The sequence below is a fragment of the Pseudomonas frederiksbergensis genome, from assembly GCF_001874645.1.
GTDB lineage: Bacteria > Pseudomonadota > Gammaproteobacteria > Pseudomonadales > Pseudomonadaceae > Aquipseudomonas > Aquipseudomonas frederiksbergensis_B.
The window spans coordinates 3,514,323-3,530,199 of record NZ_CP017886.1 but is presented as its reverse complement, the minus strand read 5'-3'; the positions used below and the strand labels follow the sequence as shown (position 1 = coordinate 3,530,199).

Genomic DNA, 15,877 nt, shown 5'->3' with positions numbered 1-15,877 from the left:
AGGAGCTGGCGCAGCCTGCGATCTTTTAAAAGCAAAATCAAAAGATCGCAGCCTTCGGCAGCTCCTACGGAGGGTGCCGCGATCAGTTTTGCGGCGTTTGCTCGGCCAGGGCCACGGCGCGGAACATCGCGCGGCGTTTGTTCAGGGTTTCTTCCCATTCCAGCGCGGGCACCGAGTCCGCCACAATGCCGCCACCGGCCTGCACATGCAGTTCGCCGTTCTTGATCACCGCCGTGCGGATCGCAATTGCGGTATCCATGTTGCCGTTCCAGGCAAAATAACCGACCGCCCCGCCGTAGACGCCACGTTTGACCGGCTCCAGTTCGTCAATGATTTCCATTGCGCGAATCTTCGGCGCGCCCGACAGCGTGCCCGCCGGCAAAATCGCCCGCAGCGCGTCCATCGCCGTCAGGCCGGCTTTCAACTGGCCGGTGACGTTCGAAACGATGTGCATCACGTTGGAATAGCGCTCGATGACCATTTTCTCAGTGAGTTTCACCGAGCCGATTTCCGACACGCGACCGGTGTCGTTGCGGCCGAGGTCGATCAGCATCAGGTGCTCGGCGATCTCCTTGTCGTCCGACAGCAGGTCTTCTTCAAGCAGCCGGTCAGCTTCCTCGTTAGCGCCGCGTGGGCGAGTGCCGGCGATCGGGCGTACGGTGATCAGGTTGTCTTCGACCCGCACCAGCACTTCCGGCGAACTGCCAACGACATGGAAGTCGCCGAAGTTGAAGAAGTACATATAGGGCGTCGGGTTAAAGCAACGCAGTGCGCGGTACAAATCGATCGGCGCGGCCTTGAAGTCGATGGACATCCGTTGCGACGGCACCACCTGCATGCAGTCACCGGCAAGGATGTACTCCTTGATGGTGTCCACCGCCCGCTCGTAATCATCCTGGGTGAAACTGGAACGGAACACCGGATCAGCCGCTTGTTGTTTGCTGAAGTCCAGACCGCGGCGCGGGGTGATTGGCTGACGGAGTTTTTCCAGTAGTTCTTCGAGACGCGCCAGGCCTTGCTCAAAGGCATCTTCCTGCGACGGGTCGGCCAGCACGATGGCGTGCATCTTGCCGGCCAGGTTGTCGAACACCACTACGGCATCGGAAACCATCAGCAGAATGTCCGGCACGCCAAGCGGATCCGGGTTCGGGCACTTGCCCAGACGCTTCTCCACGTAACGCACGCAGTCATAACCGAAGTAACCCACCAGACCACCGTTGAAGCGTGGCAGACCGGCGATGGTCGGCACGTTGTAGCGCGCCTTGAACGCTTCGACGAAAGCCAGCGGGTCTTCGACATCGTGGCATTCAACCTCGGCACCATCGACGGTCACGCTGACGTGGTGATCATGCACCCGCAGCACCGTGCGGCACGGCAGCCCGATGATCGAGTAACGACCCCATTTCTCGCCGCCCTGCACCGACTCCAGCAGATAGGAGTTGGGCTCGTCGGCCAGTTTCAGATAGATCGACAACGGCGTGTCGAAGTCGGCAAGGGTTTCACAGGCAAGCGGGATGCGGTTGTAGCCGGCAGCGGCCAAACGCAGGAATTCTTCGCGGATCATGAGGTGCCTCGTGGCGTGAGGGTCTAACAGTCAGGTGTGCAAACGCGCCGGATAGCCGGCCAGGATCGAGTCAGGCGCGCCAACGCCAGCGGGCCAGGGCCTTGATGACTTTCATCCAGAGTTTGCGAGTGACCACCACGATGGAATTTCCAGGAGGGGATTGAACAGCGTCGGGCAACGTTATCTCAGCGGCTGGATCCAGGCAACCGGGAATTAGCTTGCGCAGATCGTCGATTACCAGCGTCGGGCACTCTTCGGCAATCGGCCGGCCATGGTTATAGCCGTAGCTCAGGGCTACGCACTTCACACCCGCAGCCTTGGCCGCCTGCACGTCGCTGCGCGAGTCACCGACAAACAACGATTGCGAGGCCGGTATGTTGGCCATTTTCATCACGAAAAACAGCGCCGCCGGGTCAGGCTTCTTCTGCGGCAGGGTGTCGCCGCCGATGATCCAACGGAAGTAGCGGCCAATTTTCAACTGATCCAGCAAGGGTGCGACGAAGCGCTCCGGCTTGTTGGTAATCAGCGCCATTTCGACGCCCTGCTTATGCAGCCACTTCAGGGTATCGCGTACGCCTGGGTAGACCACCGTCAGTTCATGACCGTCCGCGTAGGCTTCCATGAAGATCTCCAGCGCGTGCTCAGCCTCGACATCATCGACACTCGCGTGATCGATATTGCCCGCCAGCGCACGACGGACCAGCACCGGCGCACCGTTGCCAACCCATTCGCGCACCGCGTCGAGACCTGCCGGTGCACGCCCGAGTTTGAGCAGCATGTTATCCACAGCCACTGCGAGGTCCGGGACCGAATCGATCAACGTGCCATCCAGATCGAACATCACCAGCCGCGGCAGATGCCCCGGGAACAACTGCTCAAAACCACTCATGGGCGAGCCAGCGCCAGTTCGGAACGCATCTTTTCAATCACTTCCTGGTAGTTCGGGGCGTTGAAGATGGCGGAACCGGCAACGAAGGTGTCAGCGCCAGCGGCAGCGATTTCGCGGATGTTGTTCACGTTTACGCCACCGTCGATTTCCAGACGAATGTCACGGCCCGACGCATCGATCATCGCGCGCACTTCACGCAGCTTGTCGAGGGTGCCGGGAATGAACTTCTGTCCACCGAAGCCGGGGTTGACGCTCATCAGCAGGATCATGTCGACCTTGTCCATCACGTACTTGAGCACGTCCAGTGGGGTCGCCGGGTTGAACACCAGGCCCGCCTTGCAACCCCCTTCGCGGATCATTTGCAGGGAGCGGTCGACATGCAGCGTGGCTTCCGGGTGGAAGGTGATGTAGGTCGCGCCGGCGTCGATGAAGTCGCCAATGATGCGGTCTACCGGGCTGACCATCAGGTGCGCGTCGATGGGCGCGGTGATGCCGTACTTGCGCAATGCCGAGCAGACCATCGGCCCGATAGTCAGGTTGGGCACGTAATGGTTGTCCATGACATCGAAGTGAACGATGTCGGCACCAGCGGCCAGAACGTTGTCTACTTCCTCGCCCAGACGGGCGAAATCAGCGGAGAGAATCGACGGAGCAATAGCGAAGGGCTGCATGACGCACCTTTTTTGAGCAGAATCACGATGGCGCGCATTGTATACCTCATGCTTTGACGCGCGCACCGTGACCGCGATGATTGGACCTGGCCCTAGTAGGCCGCTCGATAGATCTTCTCGATATCGATGGCGCTCAATTTGCGCGGGTTGTTGCGCATCAATCGCTCTATTCCCGCGGCCTCCACAGCCATCGCCGGGATTGCATCTTCTGGTATGCCAAGGCTGCGCAGGCCCTGGGGGATTTCCACTGCGGCACAGAGTCGCGCCATGGCCTCGACAGCTTTATCCGCCGCCTCGTCAGCGCTCAACTGCGCCGTTTTCACCCCAAGAGCCTCGGCGATATCCTGCATGCGCTCGATGCACGCCAGCTTGTTCCAGGCCATGACATACGGCAGCAGCAAGGCGTTGCTGACACCGTGCGTAATGTTGAAACGTCCGCCCAGCGGATAAGCCAAGGCATGCACCGCGCCGACTCCGGCGTTGCCGAATGCCATGCCGGCCATCAGGCTGGCGGTGGCCATGTCTTCACGGGCCTGCAGGTTCGAGGGATTAGCGTAGGCCTTGGGCAATGCCGTGACGATCAGTTTGATAGCGCCGATGGCCAGTGCGTCGGTGATCGGCGAGGCGTTGAGCGACAGATAGGATTCGACAGCGTGCACCAGCGCATCGACGCCACTGGCGGCCGTCACACTGCGCGGGCACGTCAGGGTCATTTGCGGACTGACCAGCGCCACATCCGGCAGCAGGTAATCACTGATGATGCCTTTTTTCAGCTGCGCGACCTTGTCGGAAAGTATCGCCACGTTGGTGACTTCCGAACCGGTGCCGGCGGTGGTCGGAATCGCAATCAGCGGCGGGCCTTTGCGCGGCACCTGATCGATACCGAACAAATCCTCGAGCGCGCCGTGGTAACCCGCATAGGCAGCAACACTTTTGGCGATGTCGATGGCGCTGCCGCCACCGAGGCCGATCAGGCCGTCATGCCCGCCGTCGCGGTAGACGCGCATGCAGTCTTCAACGATGGCGATATCCGGGTCGGGCAACACCCGATCGAAAATCTCGTAAGTACGTCCACCCAGTTGCGCCAGCGCCAGTTCCACCGTGCCGGACTTGATCAACGCCGCATCGGTGACAATCAGCGGGTTGTCGACATCCAGACGGGTCAGCTCAGCGGCCAGTTGCTCGATAGCACTGGTGCCAGTGAGCAATTTGTGAGCGATTTTGAAAGAGGAAAGACTCATGTGCGCAGCCTCTTATAAAGTGGGGAGCTGGACACAATAGTAGCTGGGAAATACATGTGCGTAGGAGCTGCCGCAGGCTGCGATCTTTTTCTCGGCCTCACTTGAGTTTCAAGCGAAAGATCAAAAGATCGCAGCCTTCGGCAGCTCCTACAGAAAGCCGGTTTTGCCGATCGTTAACGATCATTACCGACGGTCAGACTTGCGCGGTACGCAGTTTCTCGCTGCGGCCACGCAGCCATTCCAGGGTCAGCAGCAGGAACACCGAGAAGGCGATCAGCAGCGTGGCGGCAGCAGCGATGGTCGGGCTGAGGTTTTCGCGGATACCGCTGAACATCTGCCGTGGCAACGTTGCCTGTTGAGGGCCGGCAAGGAACAACGTGACCACCACCTCATCGAACGACGTCGCGAAGGCAAACAGCGCCCCTGAAATCACCCCCGGTGCGATCAACGGCAAGGTCACACGACGGAACGCAGTCAGTGGTGAAGCGCCCAGGCTGGCGGCAGCACGCACCAGGTTCTGGTTAAAACCTTGCAACGTCGCCGACACGGTAATGATCACAAACGGCACGCCCAACACCGCATGCACGACGATCAGCGAGATAAAGCTGTTGCCAAATCCCAGCGGAGCGAAGGCCAGGTAACTGGCCACACCGATAATCACCACCGGCACCACCATCGGCGAGATCACCAGCGCCATCACCAGCGCCTTGCCGGGGAAGTCACCACGGGTCAGGCCAATCGCCGCCAGCGTACCGAACACCATCGCCAGCACCGTCGCCGCCGGGGCGACAATCATGCTGTTCTTCAGCGAGCGCATCCATTCAGCCGACGCGAAGAAGTCCTGGTACCAGTGCAACGAGAAACCTTGCAGCGGGTAGACCAGAAAACTCCCCGAGTTGAACGACAGCGGGATGATGACCAGCACCGGCAGAATCAGGAACAGCAGGATCAGCCCGCAGAGAGTGCGCAAGCTGTAGAACCACACCCGCTCGATGGGCGACTTATAAGGACTCAGCATTTCGATTCTCCCCTTAGCTCAAACGCAGGCGGCTCGCGCCGACCAGCCAGCTGTAAATCAGATAGAGCACAATAGTCGCCAACAGCAGCAGCCCACCCAACGCGGTCGCCATGCCCCAGTTAATGCTGGTGTTGGTGTAAAAGGCGACGAAGTAGCTGACCATCTGATCGTTCGGGCTGCCGAGCAGCGCCGGGGTGATGTAGTAACCAATCGCCAGGATGAACACCAACAGGCAACCGGCACCGACACCGGCATAGGTCTGCGGAAAATACACCCGCCAGAAGCTGGCGAACGGATGGCAGCCCAGCGAGATCGCCGCACGCATGTAGGTCGGCGAGATGCCTTTCATCACGCTGTAGATCGGCAGAATCATGAACGGCAGCAGGATGTGCACCATCGAGATGTAAACCCCGGTGCGGTTGAACACCAGTTCCAGCGGCTTATCGATAATGCCCATGGCCATCATCGCGCTGTTGATCAGCCCGCCCGATTGCAGCAAGACGATCCACGCCGCCACCCGCACCAGAATAGAGGTCCAGAACGGCAGCAGCACCAAAATCATCAGCAGGTTGCTTTGACGCGACGGCAGGTTGGCCAGCAGATACGCCAACGGATACGCCAGCACCAGGCAGATCGCGGTAATGACCAAGCCCATCCAGAAGGTCCGGGCAAAGATCTCGAGGTAGATCGCCTGATCAGGGGTCGCCGGGGCGATTTCGCCAAGGTCGTCGATCCGATGATCGACCGCCGCCAACAGGTAATACGGCGTCAGGCTGCTGGTGTTACGGCGCACCGCTTGCCAATAGGCCGGGTCGCCCCAACGCTCATCCAGCGCTTCAAGTGCGTCTTTATAAGAGGCCGGTTCAGTCTGGAACGGCAGCGCTCGCGCGGTTTTGGTCAGCAGACTGCGATAGCCGGCCAACTCCATGTTCAGGCGCTTGGACAGATCGCCCAGGCTTTGATTCTTGCGGGCATCGGCGAGGTCTTCGCTGGCAGCCTTGAAGACCGGATCCGCCGGCAGGCCTCGGCCATCCCAGGCGGCAATGGCAGCCACGGTGCGCGGCATCCCGCCGACCACTTCCGGGTTACCGACACTTTTGTAGAGCAGCGCCACGATCGGCACCAGAAACACCAGCAACAGAAACAGCACCAATGGCGCGATCAGGGCCTGGGCCTTCCAGCGGTTGACCCGCTCGGCACGCGCAAGGCGCTGCTTCAAGGTGCGATGGGTGCCCTCGTTCAGGGGAACGGCGATGGCCATGGCGAACTCCGAAATTCTTTGATCATTTCAGAGGGCGACTTCCCATAGCCGGAAGGCCGCCTCTGTTCATTGTGAAAACACGCACTCCGTAGGAGCTGGCGCAGCCTGCGATCTTTTGCCTTTGACGCGGCGAAACAACTACAAAAACAAGATCAAAAGATCGCAGCCTTCGGCAGCCCCTACTTCGCAGCCCACGAGTTGAAACGCTGCTCCAGTTGCTCACCGTTGTCAGCCCAGAAGCTGACGTCGATCTGCACCTGGTTGGCGATGTTTTCCGGGGTGGTCGGCATGTCTTTCAGAATGTCTTTGGACAACAGCGGTACGGCTTGGGTATTGGCCGGGCCGTAGGCGATGTTTTCCGAGTAGGTTTTCTGCTGTTGCGGCATGACCGAGTAGGCGATGAATTTCTTCGCGGCGGCGGCGCGGGCTTTATCCAGGCCTTTTGGAATCGCCCAGGCATCGAAGTCGTAGATGCCGCCGTTCCACACCACTTTCAGGTTGCTTTCTTTTTGCACGGCAGCGATCCGGCCGTTGTAGGCCGAGCTCATGACGACATCGCCGGAAGCCAGGTACTGCGGCGGTTGAGCGCCCGCTTCCCACCATTGAATGCTTGGCTTGAGCTCATCGAGCTTCTTGAATGCGCGGTCCTGACCATCCTTGCTGGCCAGTACTTTGTAGACGTCTTTCGGCGCAACGCCGTCGGCCATCAACGCGAATTCCAGGGTGTATTTGGCGCCTTTACGCAGGCCACGTTTGCCCGGGAATTTCTTGGTATCCCAGAAATCCACCCAACTGGTCGGTGCGCTTGCCAGCTTGTCGGCGTTGTAGGCCAACACGGTCGACCACACGAAGAAGCCCACGCCACATGGCTGGATGGCACCCTTCACGTAGTCTTCGGACTTGCCGAACAACGCAGGGTCGAGCGGCTCGAACATGTCTTCGTCGCAACCACGGGACAGTTCTGGTGATTCAACCTCCACCAGATCCCAAGACACACTCTTGGTGTCGACCATGGCTTTGACCTTGGCCATTTCACCGTTGTACTCACCGGCGACGATCTTGCCGTTTCCCGCCGCTTCCCACGGTGCGTAGAAGGCCTTGACCTGCGCCGCCTTGTTCGCGCCGCCAAACGACACCACGGTCAGGTCCGGGCCCGCCGCCATCGCGTGTGCCGCACCCATCATGCCCATAACGAGGGCGGTGAATTTCAGGGATCTCAACATTTATTATTCTCTCCACGTGCAGGGTTGGTGTTGGTGAAGCCGGGGCGATCAGTTCACCTCTAGAAGTGGGTCGAGCGCGCGAACGTGTTCGACCTGCCAGCCAAGCGGTACCACGTCTCCGACCGCCAGCGCCGGATCGAGCTCGGCGATCGGCTGTTTCACGAAGAAATCGGTCTTGCCGCAGACTTCCAGGCGAACACGGACGTGGTCGCCCAGATAGATGAATTCCGCCACTCTTCCCGAGAAGCGGTTGACGCAGGACTCGCTTGAACCGTTGAGGCTCACGCGCTCCGGACGAATGGACAGCGTCACTGGCTCGCCGGTCTTGCCGACATTCACCGCCAGCGCTTCGACCTTTTCACCACGCCCCAGCTCAACCACGCAGCGGTCGCCGGTGTGGCTGTGCAAACGGCCATTGAGACGGTTGTTCTCGCCGATAAAGTTGGCGACGAAGGTATTTTTCGGTTTTTCGTAGAGCTCGCGCGGTGGGGCGATCTGCTGTATTTCGCCTTGATGGAATACCGCTACACGATCGGACATGGTCAGGGCTTCACCCTGGTCGTGGGTCACGTAGACCACGGTGACGCCGAGGCGCTGGTGCAGGTGTTTGATCTCCATCTGCATGTGTTCACGCAACTGTTTATCGAGTGCGCCCAACGGTTCGTCCATCAGCACCAGTTGCGGTTCGAACACCAGCGCCCGGGCCAGTGCCACACGCTGTTGCTGACCGCCGGAAAGCTGCGCCGGATAACGCTGAGCGAACGCGTCGAGCTGAACCATGCTCAGCACGCGCTTGACCCGGTCACTGACGTCGCTTTTATTCAGACCACGAACGGTCAGCGGGAACGCCAGGTTCTCGGCCACCGTCATGTGCGGGAACAACGCGTAGTTCTGGAACACCATGCCGATGTCACGCTTGTGCGGCGGCACGTTGTTGATCGCACGTCCGGCCAGCAGGATTTCACCGGCGGTTGGCGTTTCGAAACCGGCAAGCATCATCAGACTGGTAGTCTTGCCGGAGCCGGACGGCCCGAGCAAGGTGAGGAATTCGCCTTTGCGAATCTCCAGGTTGAGGTCTTTGACGATCAGGTTCTCGCCGTCGTAGCTCTTTTGCACGCCACGAAAGCTGACCAGTACATCACTCGCCCCAGCGCTTGAATCGACCTCGCTCATACCCGCACCTTTGTCTTCTTTGTATGTAGGACTGCTGAGGACTAAGCCTAGTGGAGCCTTGGGACCACGCAAATCGGGGCACAGGAGAGAATCGCCTCAGCCGGATGGAAGGTTGGGGGTAGGGATTGCCCTACAGGCATGGCGCGTTTGAGTATGTCGCGAGGGAGCCGCTGCAAGCATCGAGCTGCAAGCCACAAAAGCCGGTGGGGCCGGGCTTTCCGTCATGTCGCAAATGGACATGCATATGCCCCCCGTAGGAGCTGCCGCAGGCTGCGATCTTTTGATCTTGCTGTGGCCGGGGACAAGATCGCAGCCTGCGGCAGCTCCTGCGAGGTCGGGGAATTCAGAGGAGCTTGTGCTCCATCGCGTACTTCACCAATTCGGCGAGGGAGGTGATGTTGAGTTTCTGCATCAGCCGCGCCTTGTGCGTGCTGATGGTTTTGCTGCTCAACGCCAGTTGCAGGGCAATGTCGTTGACGTTGGCACCTTGGGCCAGGCGCTCGAACACCGAGAATTCGCGCTCAGAGAGCAACGAATGCAGCGGTCGCGAATCCGTCAGGCCGACTTCGAAGACCATTCGGTCAGCCAGCTCCGGATCAATGTAACGCCCGCCCGCCGCGACTTTGCGAATCGCCGTCAGCAGCAGCGCCGGATCGCTGTCTTTGGTAGCATAACCGGCGGCGCCGACCTTCAACGCACGAGCAGCCATTTGCGCCTCGTCATGCATTGACAACACCAGAATCGCCGGCGGATTGTTCAGTGCGCGAATCCGTGGAATCGCCTCCAACCCGTTAACCCCGGGCATGGAGATATCCAGCAACACCACCTCGCAAGGAATGTGGCGCAAAGCCTCGAGCAGTTGCTCGCCATTGCTCGCCTCCCCCACCACCTGCAAATCCTTGGCGAGGCCGATCAACTGTTTGATCCCTTCACGGACAATGGTGTGGTCTTCGGCTACCAGTACACGGATCACGCCTTTCTCCTCGTTGATGGGTTGAGCGCCCTAAAAGATCGCAGCCTGCGGCAGCTCCTACAAGGGTACGCGTTCGGCGTAGGAGCTGCCGCAGGCTGCGATCTTTTATCGGTCCAGCGGCACGCGTACGCTCAGGGTCGTGCCCTCGCCCGGCTCACTGTCCAGCGACAACTGGCCGCCCATGATCAGCACCCGCTCACGCATGCCGACCACACCAAAGGATGTCGGCCTGCCCGCGGGGGCGACAAAGCCTAGGCCATCATCGCTAACCGTCAGGCACAACTCGTTGCCTTCCAGCACCAGTGTCAGTTCAACAGTATGCGCCTGCGCATGGCGCATGACATTGGTCAGCGCCTCCTGAAGAATCCGGAACAGGCCGATGGCCTTGGCGTCGCTGAGGGTCGGCAGGTTATCCGGCACTTGCACCAGACACGGGATCTGCGTGCGCGCTTCGAAACGCCGGGCCTGCCACTCGATGGCCGACGCGATCCCGGCGTCGAGAATCGGTGGGCGCAAGGCCGTGGCCACGTCGCGCACCAGTTGGAACAGTTGGGCGATCAGGCGCTTCATGCTGTTGAGGCGGTCACTCAAACCCGGATCGAGTTCGGCATAGGCCAATTCGCACATCGAGGTTTCGAGCTTGAGCACCGTCAGCATCTGGCCCAATTCGTCGTGAACTTCCCGGGCAATTCGAGCCTTTTCCTCTTCCCGCACGCTTTCCAGGTGCGCAGACAATTCACGCAATTGCTCGGTAAGTCCTTGCAAGCGCGCCTCGCTTTCCTGCAAGGCGGCCAGCGCTCGACGGCGTTCGGTGACATCGTTGAGGTAAACCACCAGGTATTCACCGTCGCGAAACCGCAGGAAACTCAACGACACGTCGGCCGGGAGAATACTGCCATCGGCGCGCACGCAGTTGGTTTCAAAGCTTTGCGGCCCGTCCTCGCTGGCTCGGGCGCGCTTCCACAGGCTCAACCAACGGTCCATGTGCAAACCGGGCTCGAAGTCGATCAGTGGCCGATCAATGACACCACCCGGTGCATAACCGAGCATGTCCTCGGCCGCACGGTTGGCGTAACGCACATGGCTGTCCCAATTGACCCAGAGGATCCCGACCGTGCTTTGATCAATCGAAAACTGCGTCAGGCGCAACGCTTCTTCGCTGGCCTCGCGCAAGGCGATGTCTTCGCGGGCCGCCAGCAAGCTCTGCTCAAGCGTATGTTGCTGACGGCGCTGCCACAGCACGATAGCCATGCTGCTGAGGAACAACACGGCCAACAATAGGCAAAGGTTTTGCCAGAACCCCGGCGACTCGGCCAGACGCGGGTACTTGGGTTGCAGCCAGCGCGCGTGCAACTGCTCAAGATCCTTGGCGGGAATCGCATGCAAGGCGCTTTCGACGATGCTGGCCAACTCCGGCCAATCGCGGCGAGTCGCCACCCGTAACAACTGCGGCAGGCCAATATCCCCTACCACCGTTAACCCGGAGAATTCGGGTTCAGTCGACAAACGACTGAGCTGGGCTTCATCGACCACTGCGTAGCGGGCCTGTTGAGTCAGCAGCAGTTGCAAGGCCTCACGCTCCATTGGCACGCCCTGCAAGTTGAGATTGCCGTAGTTGTTGCGCAGATAATCGGCAATCACGCTGGGCATGCGCACGGCAACCCGCGACTGGCTATCGAGTTTTTCCAGCTCGACGACACCCGCGCCCTTCTGATCGCCGACTACCAGTTGCGGTACGCGCATGTAGGGGTCAGTGAATTGCCACAGACGCAGGCCGGCGGGGGTTTGGGTCATGCCAGGAGCGAGGTCGACTTCACCTTCGCGCAGCGCTTCTTCCAGTTGCGCCACATCGGGAAAGTTGCGCCACGTCAACTCGATATTCAGCGAACCGGCCAGCCACTGCATCAATTCGATGTTGGCCCCGGACAACCGCTGCAAGCGCCGGTCGTACTGTGCGAAAGGCGCTTGCAGCACCACACCCACGCGCAGCTCGTTGTGTTGTGCGAGCCACTGACGCTGCTCGGCGTTCAACGGCGCGCCATGCGCAGGCGACGCGGGCGCCGTCCATGCCATCAAGGGAAGCCAACAACAGCCGATAACCAACAGGCAGCGAAAACGCATCATCCGAAGTCTCACACACTGACAAATACTGACCAACCTATTAGGCTGCCGGGATTACTTCTGGCCTGGAATATCCGATGCCCCCTGTCTACCGCTTGGCACTGCCAGCATTGTGCCTGTCGCTGATCCTGCCTTGTGCCTTTTCAGCTCAGGCCGCCGCCCCGGCATCCGCTACAGCAGAAAAATCCGCCGAAGCAAAACCGGTCGAACGCCAGCCACTGCCAGAGCGTAGTCAGGAAGAAGCCACCGCTCTTGAACGCACTGTCCCCGCGCTAGAGCAACAGCAGTTGCAGGCCGGCAGTGACAGTTTTCTCGCGCTCTGGAAACCGGCCAACACCAACACCCCCAAGGGTGCGGTGATTATTATCCCCGGCGCTGGAGAAACCGCTGACTGGCCTCAAGCGATCAGTCCTTTGCGGCAAAAACTGCCCGATGCCGACTGGAGCAGCCTGAGTCTTACCCTGCCAGACCTGCAAAGCAATGCCCCGCAAGCGCGTGTCGTCGACGTCGCACCTGCGCCGGCCAAAACCGAGACCGGCAGCAAAGACGCCAGCACCGCGCCCCCCATCGAGCAAGTGGCCGGTGGTGAGGGGGATATCACCGATCGCGCGGTTGCCAAGACCAGCGAAGAGCAAGCCAAGGCTGACGCTGAGCGGATCTACGCACGGATCGACGCAGCCATTGCTTTCGCCCAACAACAAAGTGCTCGCAGTATCGTCTTGCTTGGTCACGGTACAGGGGCTTACTGGGCCGCTCGCTACCTGAGTGAAAAACAGCCATCGCATATCGAGAAGTTCGTGATGGTTGCCGCACAGACACCCGTGACCGCGACGCCCGGACTGGCCGAACTGACCACCACCTTGAAGCTGGCCACCTTCGACATCTACTACAAGGACAAGGCGCTGGTACAGAGCGCAGCCCTGGAGCGCTTGCAAGCCAGCAAACGCTTGAAGGCCTCGACATTCAGCCAGCTTGCACTCAAGACGTTGCCCGGCAACAGCGCTGCCGAACAGGAGCAATTGTTCCGCCGTGTGCGCGGTTGGTTGAACCCGCAGAAAGCGGACTAAGCAAAAGCAAAAAATCGCAGCCTGCAGCAGGTGTATGCATAACCTGGTGTAGGAGCTGCCGTAGGCTGCGATCTTTTGACCTTCCAGGCCGCTATCGAAAATCCCGCCTTTCGCGAATCAACGTATAGGCATTGTGCAACTCGCGGGTTTTGTCGGTCGCTTCGCGCACCTGGGAAAGAGTCGCCCCAGTACCGGCAATTTTGTCCGGGTGATGGCGACTGAGCAGGCGTCGATAGGCGCGCTTGATGTGCGACGGCTCACTGGTGGCAGACACGCCAAGCACCCGCAGCGCCTCCTGATAAGCCGCTGCACTGTTTGCCAGTGCTTTTTTATGGGGTTCGTAATCACTGGCCAAGGCCTGCACCTGCTCCGGCGTCCAGCCCAGCCACTTGCCCCACTGCGAAATCAACTCGCGTTCGGTGCTTCCGGCACGCCCGTCAGCCCAGACCATCCGCCAACAGGCGCGCAAGACGCCTTCAGCAGCATGCGGTTGCGCACTTAAACGGCGCAAGTAACCCCGCAAGCGATCATGACCCGACTTGCCGCGATTGAACGCCGCGATCGCTCGCTTCTGCGCCGGCTCGCTCATTTCCAGCGAACGCATTTCCTGGCGCGCCTGGTAGATATGACCGTCCACCACCCGACCATCGCTCTTGGCCAGACGCCCTAGCAATACAAACAACAATTCGTCGTTACGCAACATCGGCCGACCGCCGAGTCGCTCACGCAAATGCCCAAGGCTTTGTAGCTGCAAGCGCCGGTCCAGCGCCTGCCCTAACAATGCGCCGAGCATGGCCCCCGGAATGCTGGCTATGGCAAAGCCCGCTCCGGCTCCGATCAGAGTCCCTGGCCACAACATGTCAGTAGCTCGCTTCTATCAATTGTTCAACTTCGGCCAGACGTTCGTGAGTGCCGACATCGACCCATTGCCCGTGCAGGCGCTCGCCGCTCACCCGCCCTTGCGCCATGGCGTCGCGCAACAGCGGGGCCAGTTTGAAGGCGCCGTCCGCGCACACCGCAAAGAGTTTCGGATGCAACACGGCGATGCCACTGTAGGTGAGGGTCTGTGCACCAGGCTGACCGTCGCGCACCTGGCCGTCGAGCAGGCTGAAATCACCGGTCGGGTGGTGCGCCGGGTTGTCAGCAAGCACCAGGTGGGCCAAGCCCGCTATCGGTTGACGCAGAGAGGTGAAGTCGTAATCGGTCCAGATATCACCGTTGACCACCAAAAACGCGTCATCACCCAAGAGCGGCAGCGCGCGGAATATCCCGCCGCCCGTTTCCAGCGGCTCTCCTTCCGGCGAGTACTGAATGCTCAGGCCATAGCGCGAACCGTCACCCAGGTAATCTTCGATCTGTTGCCCCAGCCAGGCGTGATTGATCACCACCTCGGTGAAACCTGCCGCCGCCAGCGCCCGCAGGTGGTAGTCGATCAGCGGCACCCCGCCAACGCGCACCAGCGGCTTGGGAGTGGTCAGGGTCAGTGGGCGCATGCGCTCACCTTTACCTGCTGCCAGAATCATTGCCTTCATGCAGAGACTCCGACCGACTGGCGCAGACTGGCCAGCAACACATCCAACTCCACCAGCTCAGGGCGACGAGCGACCACTGCCTCTATATAAGCAAAGAAGCGCGGCACATCGCCGAGGTAACGCGGCTTACCGTCGCGATGGCAGATGCGAGCGAAAATGCCGATCACTTTCAAGTGACGCTGCACACCCATCAGGTCGCTGGCACGCAGGAAGTCTTCGAAATCGGGTTGAACCGGAATGCCGAGAGCGCCGGCTTGCTGCCAGTAGTCCGCCAGCCAACCGCGCACGCGCTCCTCAGGCCAACTGAGGAAGGCGTCCTTGAACAGGCAGGTCACGTCATACGTCACCGGCCCGTACACCGCGTCCTGGAAATCCAGCACGCCGGGGTTCGGCTCGCTGAGCATCAGGTTGCGCGGCATGTAATCGCGATGCACCAGCACTTTCGGTTGGGCCAGAGCGCTGTCGATCAATCTGTCGCTGACTTGCTGCCAGAGCATTTGTTGCGCCGAATCGAACTCGATGCCCAGCTCGCGCTTCACGTACCACTCGGGGAACAGTTCCAGCTCACGGCGCAACAGTGCCACGTCATAGCTGGGCAGTGGAGCAACCATCGGCAACTGCTGAAAAGCCAGCAACGCTTGCAGGGCATCCTTGAACAAATCGTCAGCATTTTCGCTGTCGATCACGTCCAGGTAGGTTTTGTTGCCCAGGTCATTGAGCAAAAGAAAACCGCGTTCCAGATCTTCTGCGTAGATTTTCGGCACGTTAATTCCGGATTTCGCCAGTAAAAAGGCGACATCCACGAAAGGTTTACAGTTTTCCTGGGGCGGCGGAGCGTCCATCACAACGAAACTTCTGCCTTCGCCTTCCCAACGGAAGTAACGACGGAAACTCGCGTCGCTGCTAGCCGCGGTCAACGTGGCCGGGGGTAAGGCACCCCATCCTTGCGCGGCAAACAGCATTGCCAATTGCTCATCAAGCCAAACTTTCAGGTGTTGCAAGCGTACATCTTGGTCAGGCATTACAAGGGTCTCCGACGGCGCTAGCCGTCAAGCGGGTCATGCTTTATTATCCAGCATCTTTTTCAGACCATCGAGAGGCGTGCGGCCCACACCGCGGGCAGATGGCACGCAGGAAGCCCGGA

General features: G+C 60.1%; 14 protein-coding genes. 1 reads left to right on the top strand and 13 read right to left on the bottom strand.

Annotated features, from left to right (window positions below; translation table 11 throughout):
- Window positions 1–82 precede the first annotated feature (82 nt).
- The 10 genes from trpE to BLL42_RS16820 all read right to left on the bottom strand — a co-directional run bounded on the left by trpE (window position 83) and on the right by BLL42_RS16820 (window position 12,134).
- Window positions 83–1,564: an anthranilate synthase component I gene (gene trpE / locus BLL42_RS16865; RefSeq protein ID WP_071553125.1), complete on the bottom strand. Its 1,482-nt coding sequence runs from the start codon at window positions 1,562–1,564 to the stop codon at window positions 83–85.
- Between the two features lie 70 nt (window positions 1,565–1,634).
- Window positions 1,635–2,453, bottom strand: a complete 819-nt coding sequence (locus tag BLL42_RS16860; protein WP_071553124.1) for a phosphoglycolate phosphatase — start codon at window positions 2,451–2,453, stop codon at window positions 1,635–1,637.
- Window positions 2,450–3,124 (bottom strand): ribulose-phosphate 3-epimerase, encoded by a 675-nt coding sequence (gene rpe, locus BLL42_RS16855; protein WP_071553123.1) that lies wholly within the window; start codon window positions 3,122–3,124, stop codon window positions 2,450–2,452. The genes BLL42_RS16860 and rpe overlap by 4 nt, the downstream gene beginning before the upstream one ends.
- 92 nt (window positions 3,125–3,216) lie before the next feature.
- On the bottom strand, window positions 3,217–4,365 hold the full coding sequence (locus BLL42_RS16850) for an iron-containing alcohol dehydrogenase (protein WP_071553122.1): 1,149 nt from the start codon (window positions 4,363–4,365) through the stop codon (window positions 3,217–3,219).
- A gap of 193 nt (window positions 4,366–4,558) precedes the next feature.
- A complete protein-coding gene (locus tag BLL42_RS16845) occupies window positions 4,559–5,383 on the bottom strand; it encodes an ABC transporter permease (protein WP_071553121.1) in 825 nt (274 codons plus the stop codon).
- 13 nt (window positions 5,384–5,396) lie between these two features.
- Window positions 5,397–6,644, bottom strand: coding sequence for an ABC transporter permease (locus tag BLL42_RS16840; RefSeq protein WP_071553120.1), 1,248 nt, complete (start codon window positions 6,642–6,644; stop codon window positions 5,397–5,399).
- A gap of 179 nt (window positions 6,645–6,823) precedes the next feature.
- Window positions 6,824–7,867 carry an ABC transporter substrate-binding protein gene (locus BLL42_RS16835; protein WP_071553119.1) on the bottom strand — a complete coding sequence of 348 codons (1,044 nt, stop codon included), beginning with the start codon at window positions 7,865–7,867 and terminating at the stop codon, window positions 6,824–6,826.
- 48 nt (window positions 7,868–7,915) lie between these two features.
- The gene (locus tag BLL42_RS16830) at window positions 7,916–9,040 is read right to left on the bottom strand and encodes an ABC transporter ATP-binding protein (protein WP_071553118.1); all 1,125 of its coding nucleotides are present in this window, start codon (window positions 9,038–9,040) and stop codon (window positions 7,916–7,918) included.
- A 343-nt stretch (window positions 9,041–9,383) separates the two neighbouring features.
- Entirely contained in the window at window positions 9,384–10,013 is a 630-nt protein-coding gene (locus tag BLL42_RS16825; protein WP_071553117.1) for a response regulator, read from the bottom strand.
- Window positions 10,014–10,118: 105 nt separating this feature from the next.
- A complete protein-coding gene (locus BLL42_RS16820; RefSeq protein WP_071555779.1) occupies window positions 10,119–12,134 on the bottom strand; it encodes a PAS domain-containing sensor histidine kinase in 2,016 nt (671 codons plus the stop codon).
- Between the two features lie 77 nt (window positions 12,135–12,211).
- Between BLL42_RS16820 and BLL42_RS16815 the strand changes: the two genes are divergently transcribed.
- Window positions 12,212–13,201 (top strand): alpha/beta hydrolase family protein, encoded by a 990-nt coding sequence (locus BLL42_RS16815; RefSeq protein ID WP_071553116.1) that lies wholly within the window; start codon window positions 12,212–12,214, stop codon window positions 13,199–13,201.
- Between the two features lie 91 nt (window positions 13,202–13,292).
- Here the strand turns inward: BLL42_RS16815 and BLL42_RS16810 are convergent, their stop codons facing one another.
- Genes BLL42_RS16810 through BLL42_RS16800 form a run of 3 tightly spaced genes read right to left on the bottom strand, consistent with a single transcriptional unit; the run spans window position 13,293 to window position 15,755 of the window.
- Window positions 13,293–14,060, bottom strand: coding sequence for a TerB family tellurite resistance protein (locus tag BLL42_RS16810; RefSeq protein ID WP_071553115.1), 768 nt, complete (start codon window positions 14,058–14,060; stop codon window positions 13,293–13,295).
- A 1-nt stretch (window position 14,061) separates the two neighbouring features.
- Window positions 14,062–14,733 carry an N-acetylmuramate alpha-1-phosphate uridylyltransferase MurU gene (murU, locus tag BLL42_RS16805; RefSeq protein ID WP_071553114.1) on the bottom strand — a complete coding sequence of 224 codons (672 nt, stop codon included), beginning with the start codon at window positions 14,731–14,733 and terminating at the stop codon, window positions 14,062–14,064.
- On the bottom strand, window positions 14,730–15,755 hold the full coding sequence (locus tag BLL42_RS16800) for an aminoglycoside phosphotransferase family protein (RefSeq protein ID WP_071553113.1): 1,026 nt from the start codon (window positions 15,753–15,755) through the stop codon (window positions 14,730–14,732). Before BLL42_RS16800 ends, murU begins: the two co-directional genes overlap by 4 nt.
- Window positions 15,756–15,877 lie beyond the last annotated feature (122 nt).

Bases quoted from the DNA above. Each gene is read 5' to 3' on its own strand.
- trpE (WP_071553125.1), bottom strand. From the start codon at position 1,564: ATGATCCGCGAAGAATTCCTGCGTTTGGCCGCTGCCGGCTACAACCGC.
- BLL42_RS16860 (WP_071553124.1), bottom strand. From the start codon at position 2,453: ATGAGTGGTTTTGAGCAGTTGTTCCCGGGGCATCTGCCGCGGCTGGTG.
- rpe (WP_071553123.1), bottom strand. From the start codon at position 3,124: ATGCAGCCCTTCGCTATTGCTCCGTCGATTCTCTCCGCTGATTTCGCC.
- BLL42_RS16850 (WP_071553122.1), bottom strand. From the start codon at position 4,365: ATGAGTCTTTCCTCTTTCAAAATCGCTCACAAATTGCTCACTGGCACC.
- BLL42_RS16845 (WP_071553121.1), bottom strand. From the start codon at position 5,383: ATGCTGAGTCCTTATAAGTCGCCCATCGAGCGGGTGTGGTTCTACAGC.
- BLL42_RS16840 (WP_071553120.1), bottom strand. From the start codon at position 6,644: ATGGCCATCGCCGTTCCCCTGAACGAGGGCACCCATCGCACCTTGAAG.
- BLL42_RS16835 (WP_071553119.1), bottom strand. From the start codon at position 7,867: ATGTTGAGATCCCTGAAATTCACCGCCCTCGTTATGGGCATGATGGGT.
- BLL42_RS16830 (WP_071553118.1), bottom strand. From the start codon at position 9,040: ATGAGCGAGGTCGATTCAAGCGCTGGGGCGAGTGATGTACTGGTCAGC.
- BLL42_RS16820 (WP_071555779.1), bottom strand. From the start codon at position 12,134: ATGCGTTTTCGCTGCCTGTTGGTTATCGGCTGTTGTTGGCTTCCCTTG.
- BLL42_RS16815 (WP_071553116.1), top strand. From the start codon at position 12,212: ATGCCCCCTGTCTACCGCTTGGCACTGCCAGCATTGTGCCTGTCGCTG.
- BLL42_RS16810 (WP_071553115.1), bottom strand. From the start codon at position 14,060: ATGTTGTGGCCAGGGACTCTGATCGGAGCCGGAGCGGGCTTTGCCATA.
- murU (WP_071553114.1), bottom strand. From the start codon at position 14,733: ATGAAGGCAATGATTCTGGCAGCAGGTAAAGGTGAGCGCATGCGCCCA.
- BLL42_RS16800 (WP_071553113.1), bottom strand. From the start codon at position 15,755: ATGCCTGACCAAGATGTACGCTTGCAACACCTGAAAGTTTGGCTTGAT.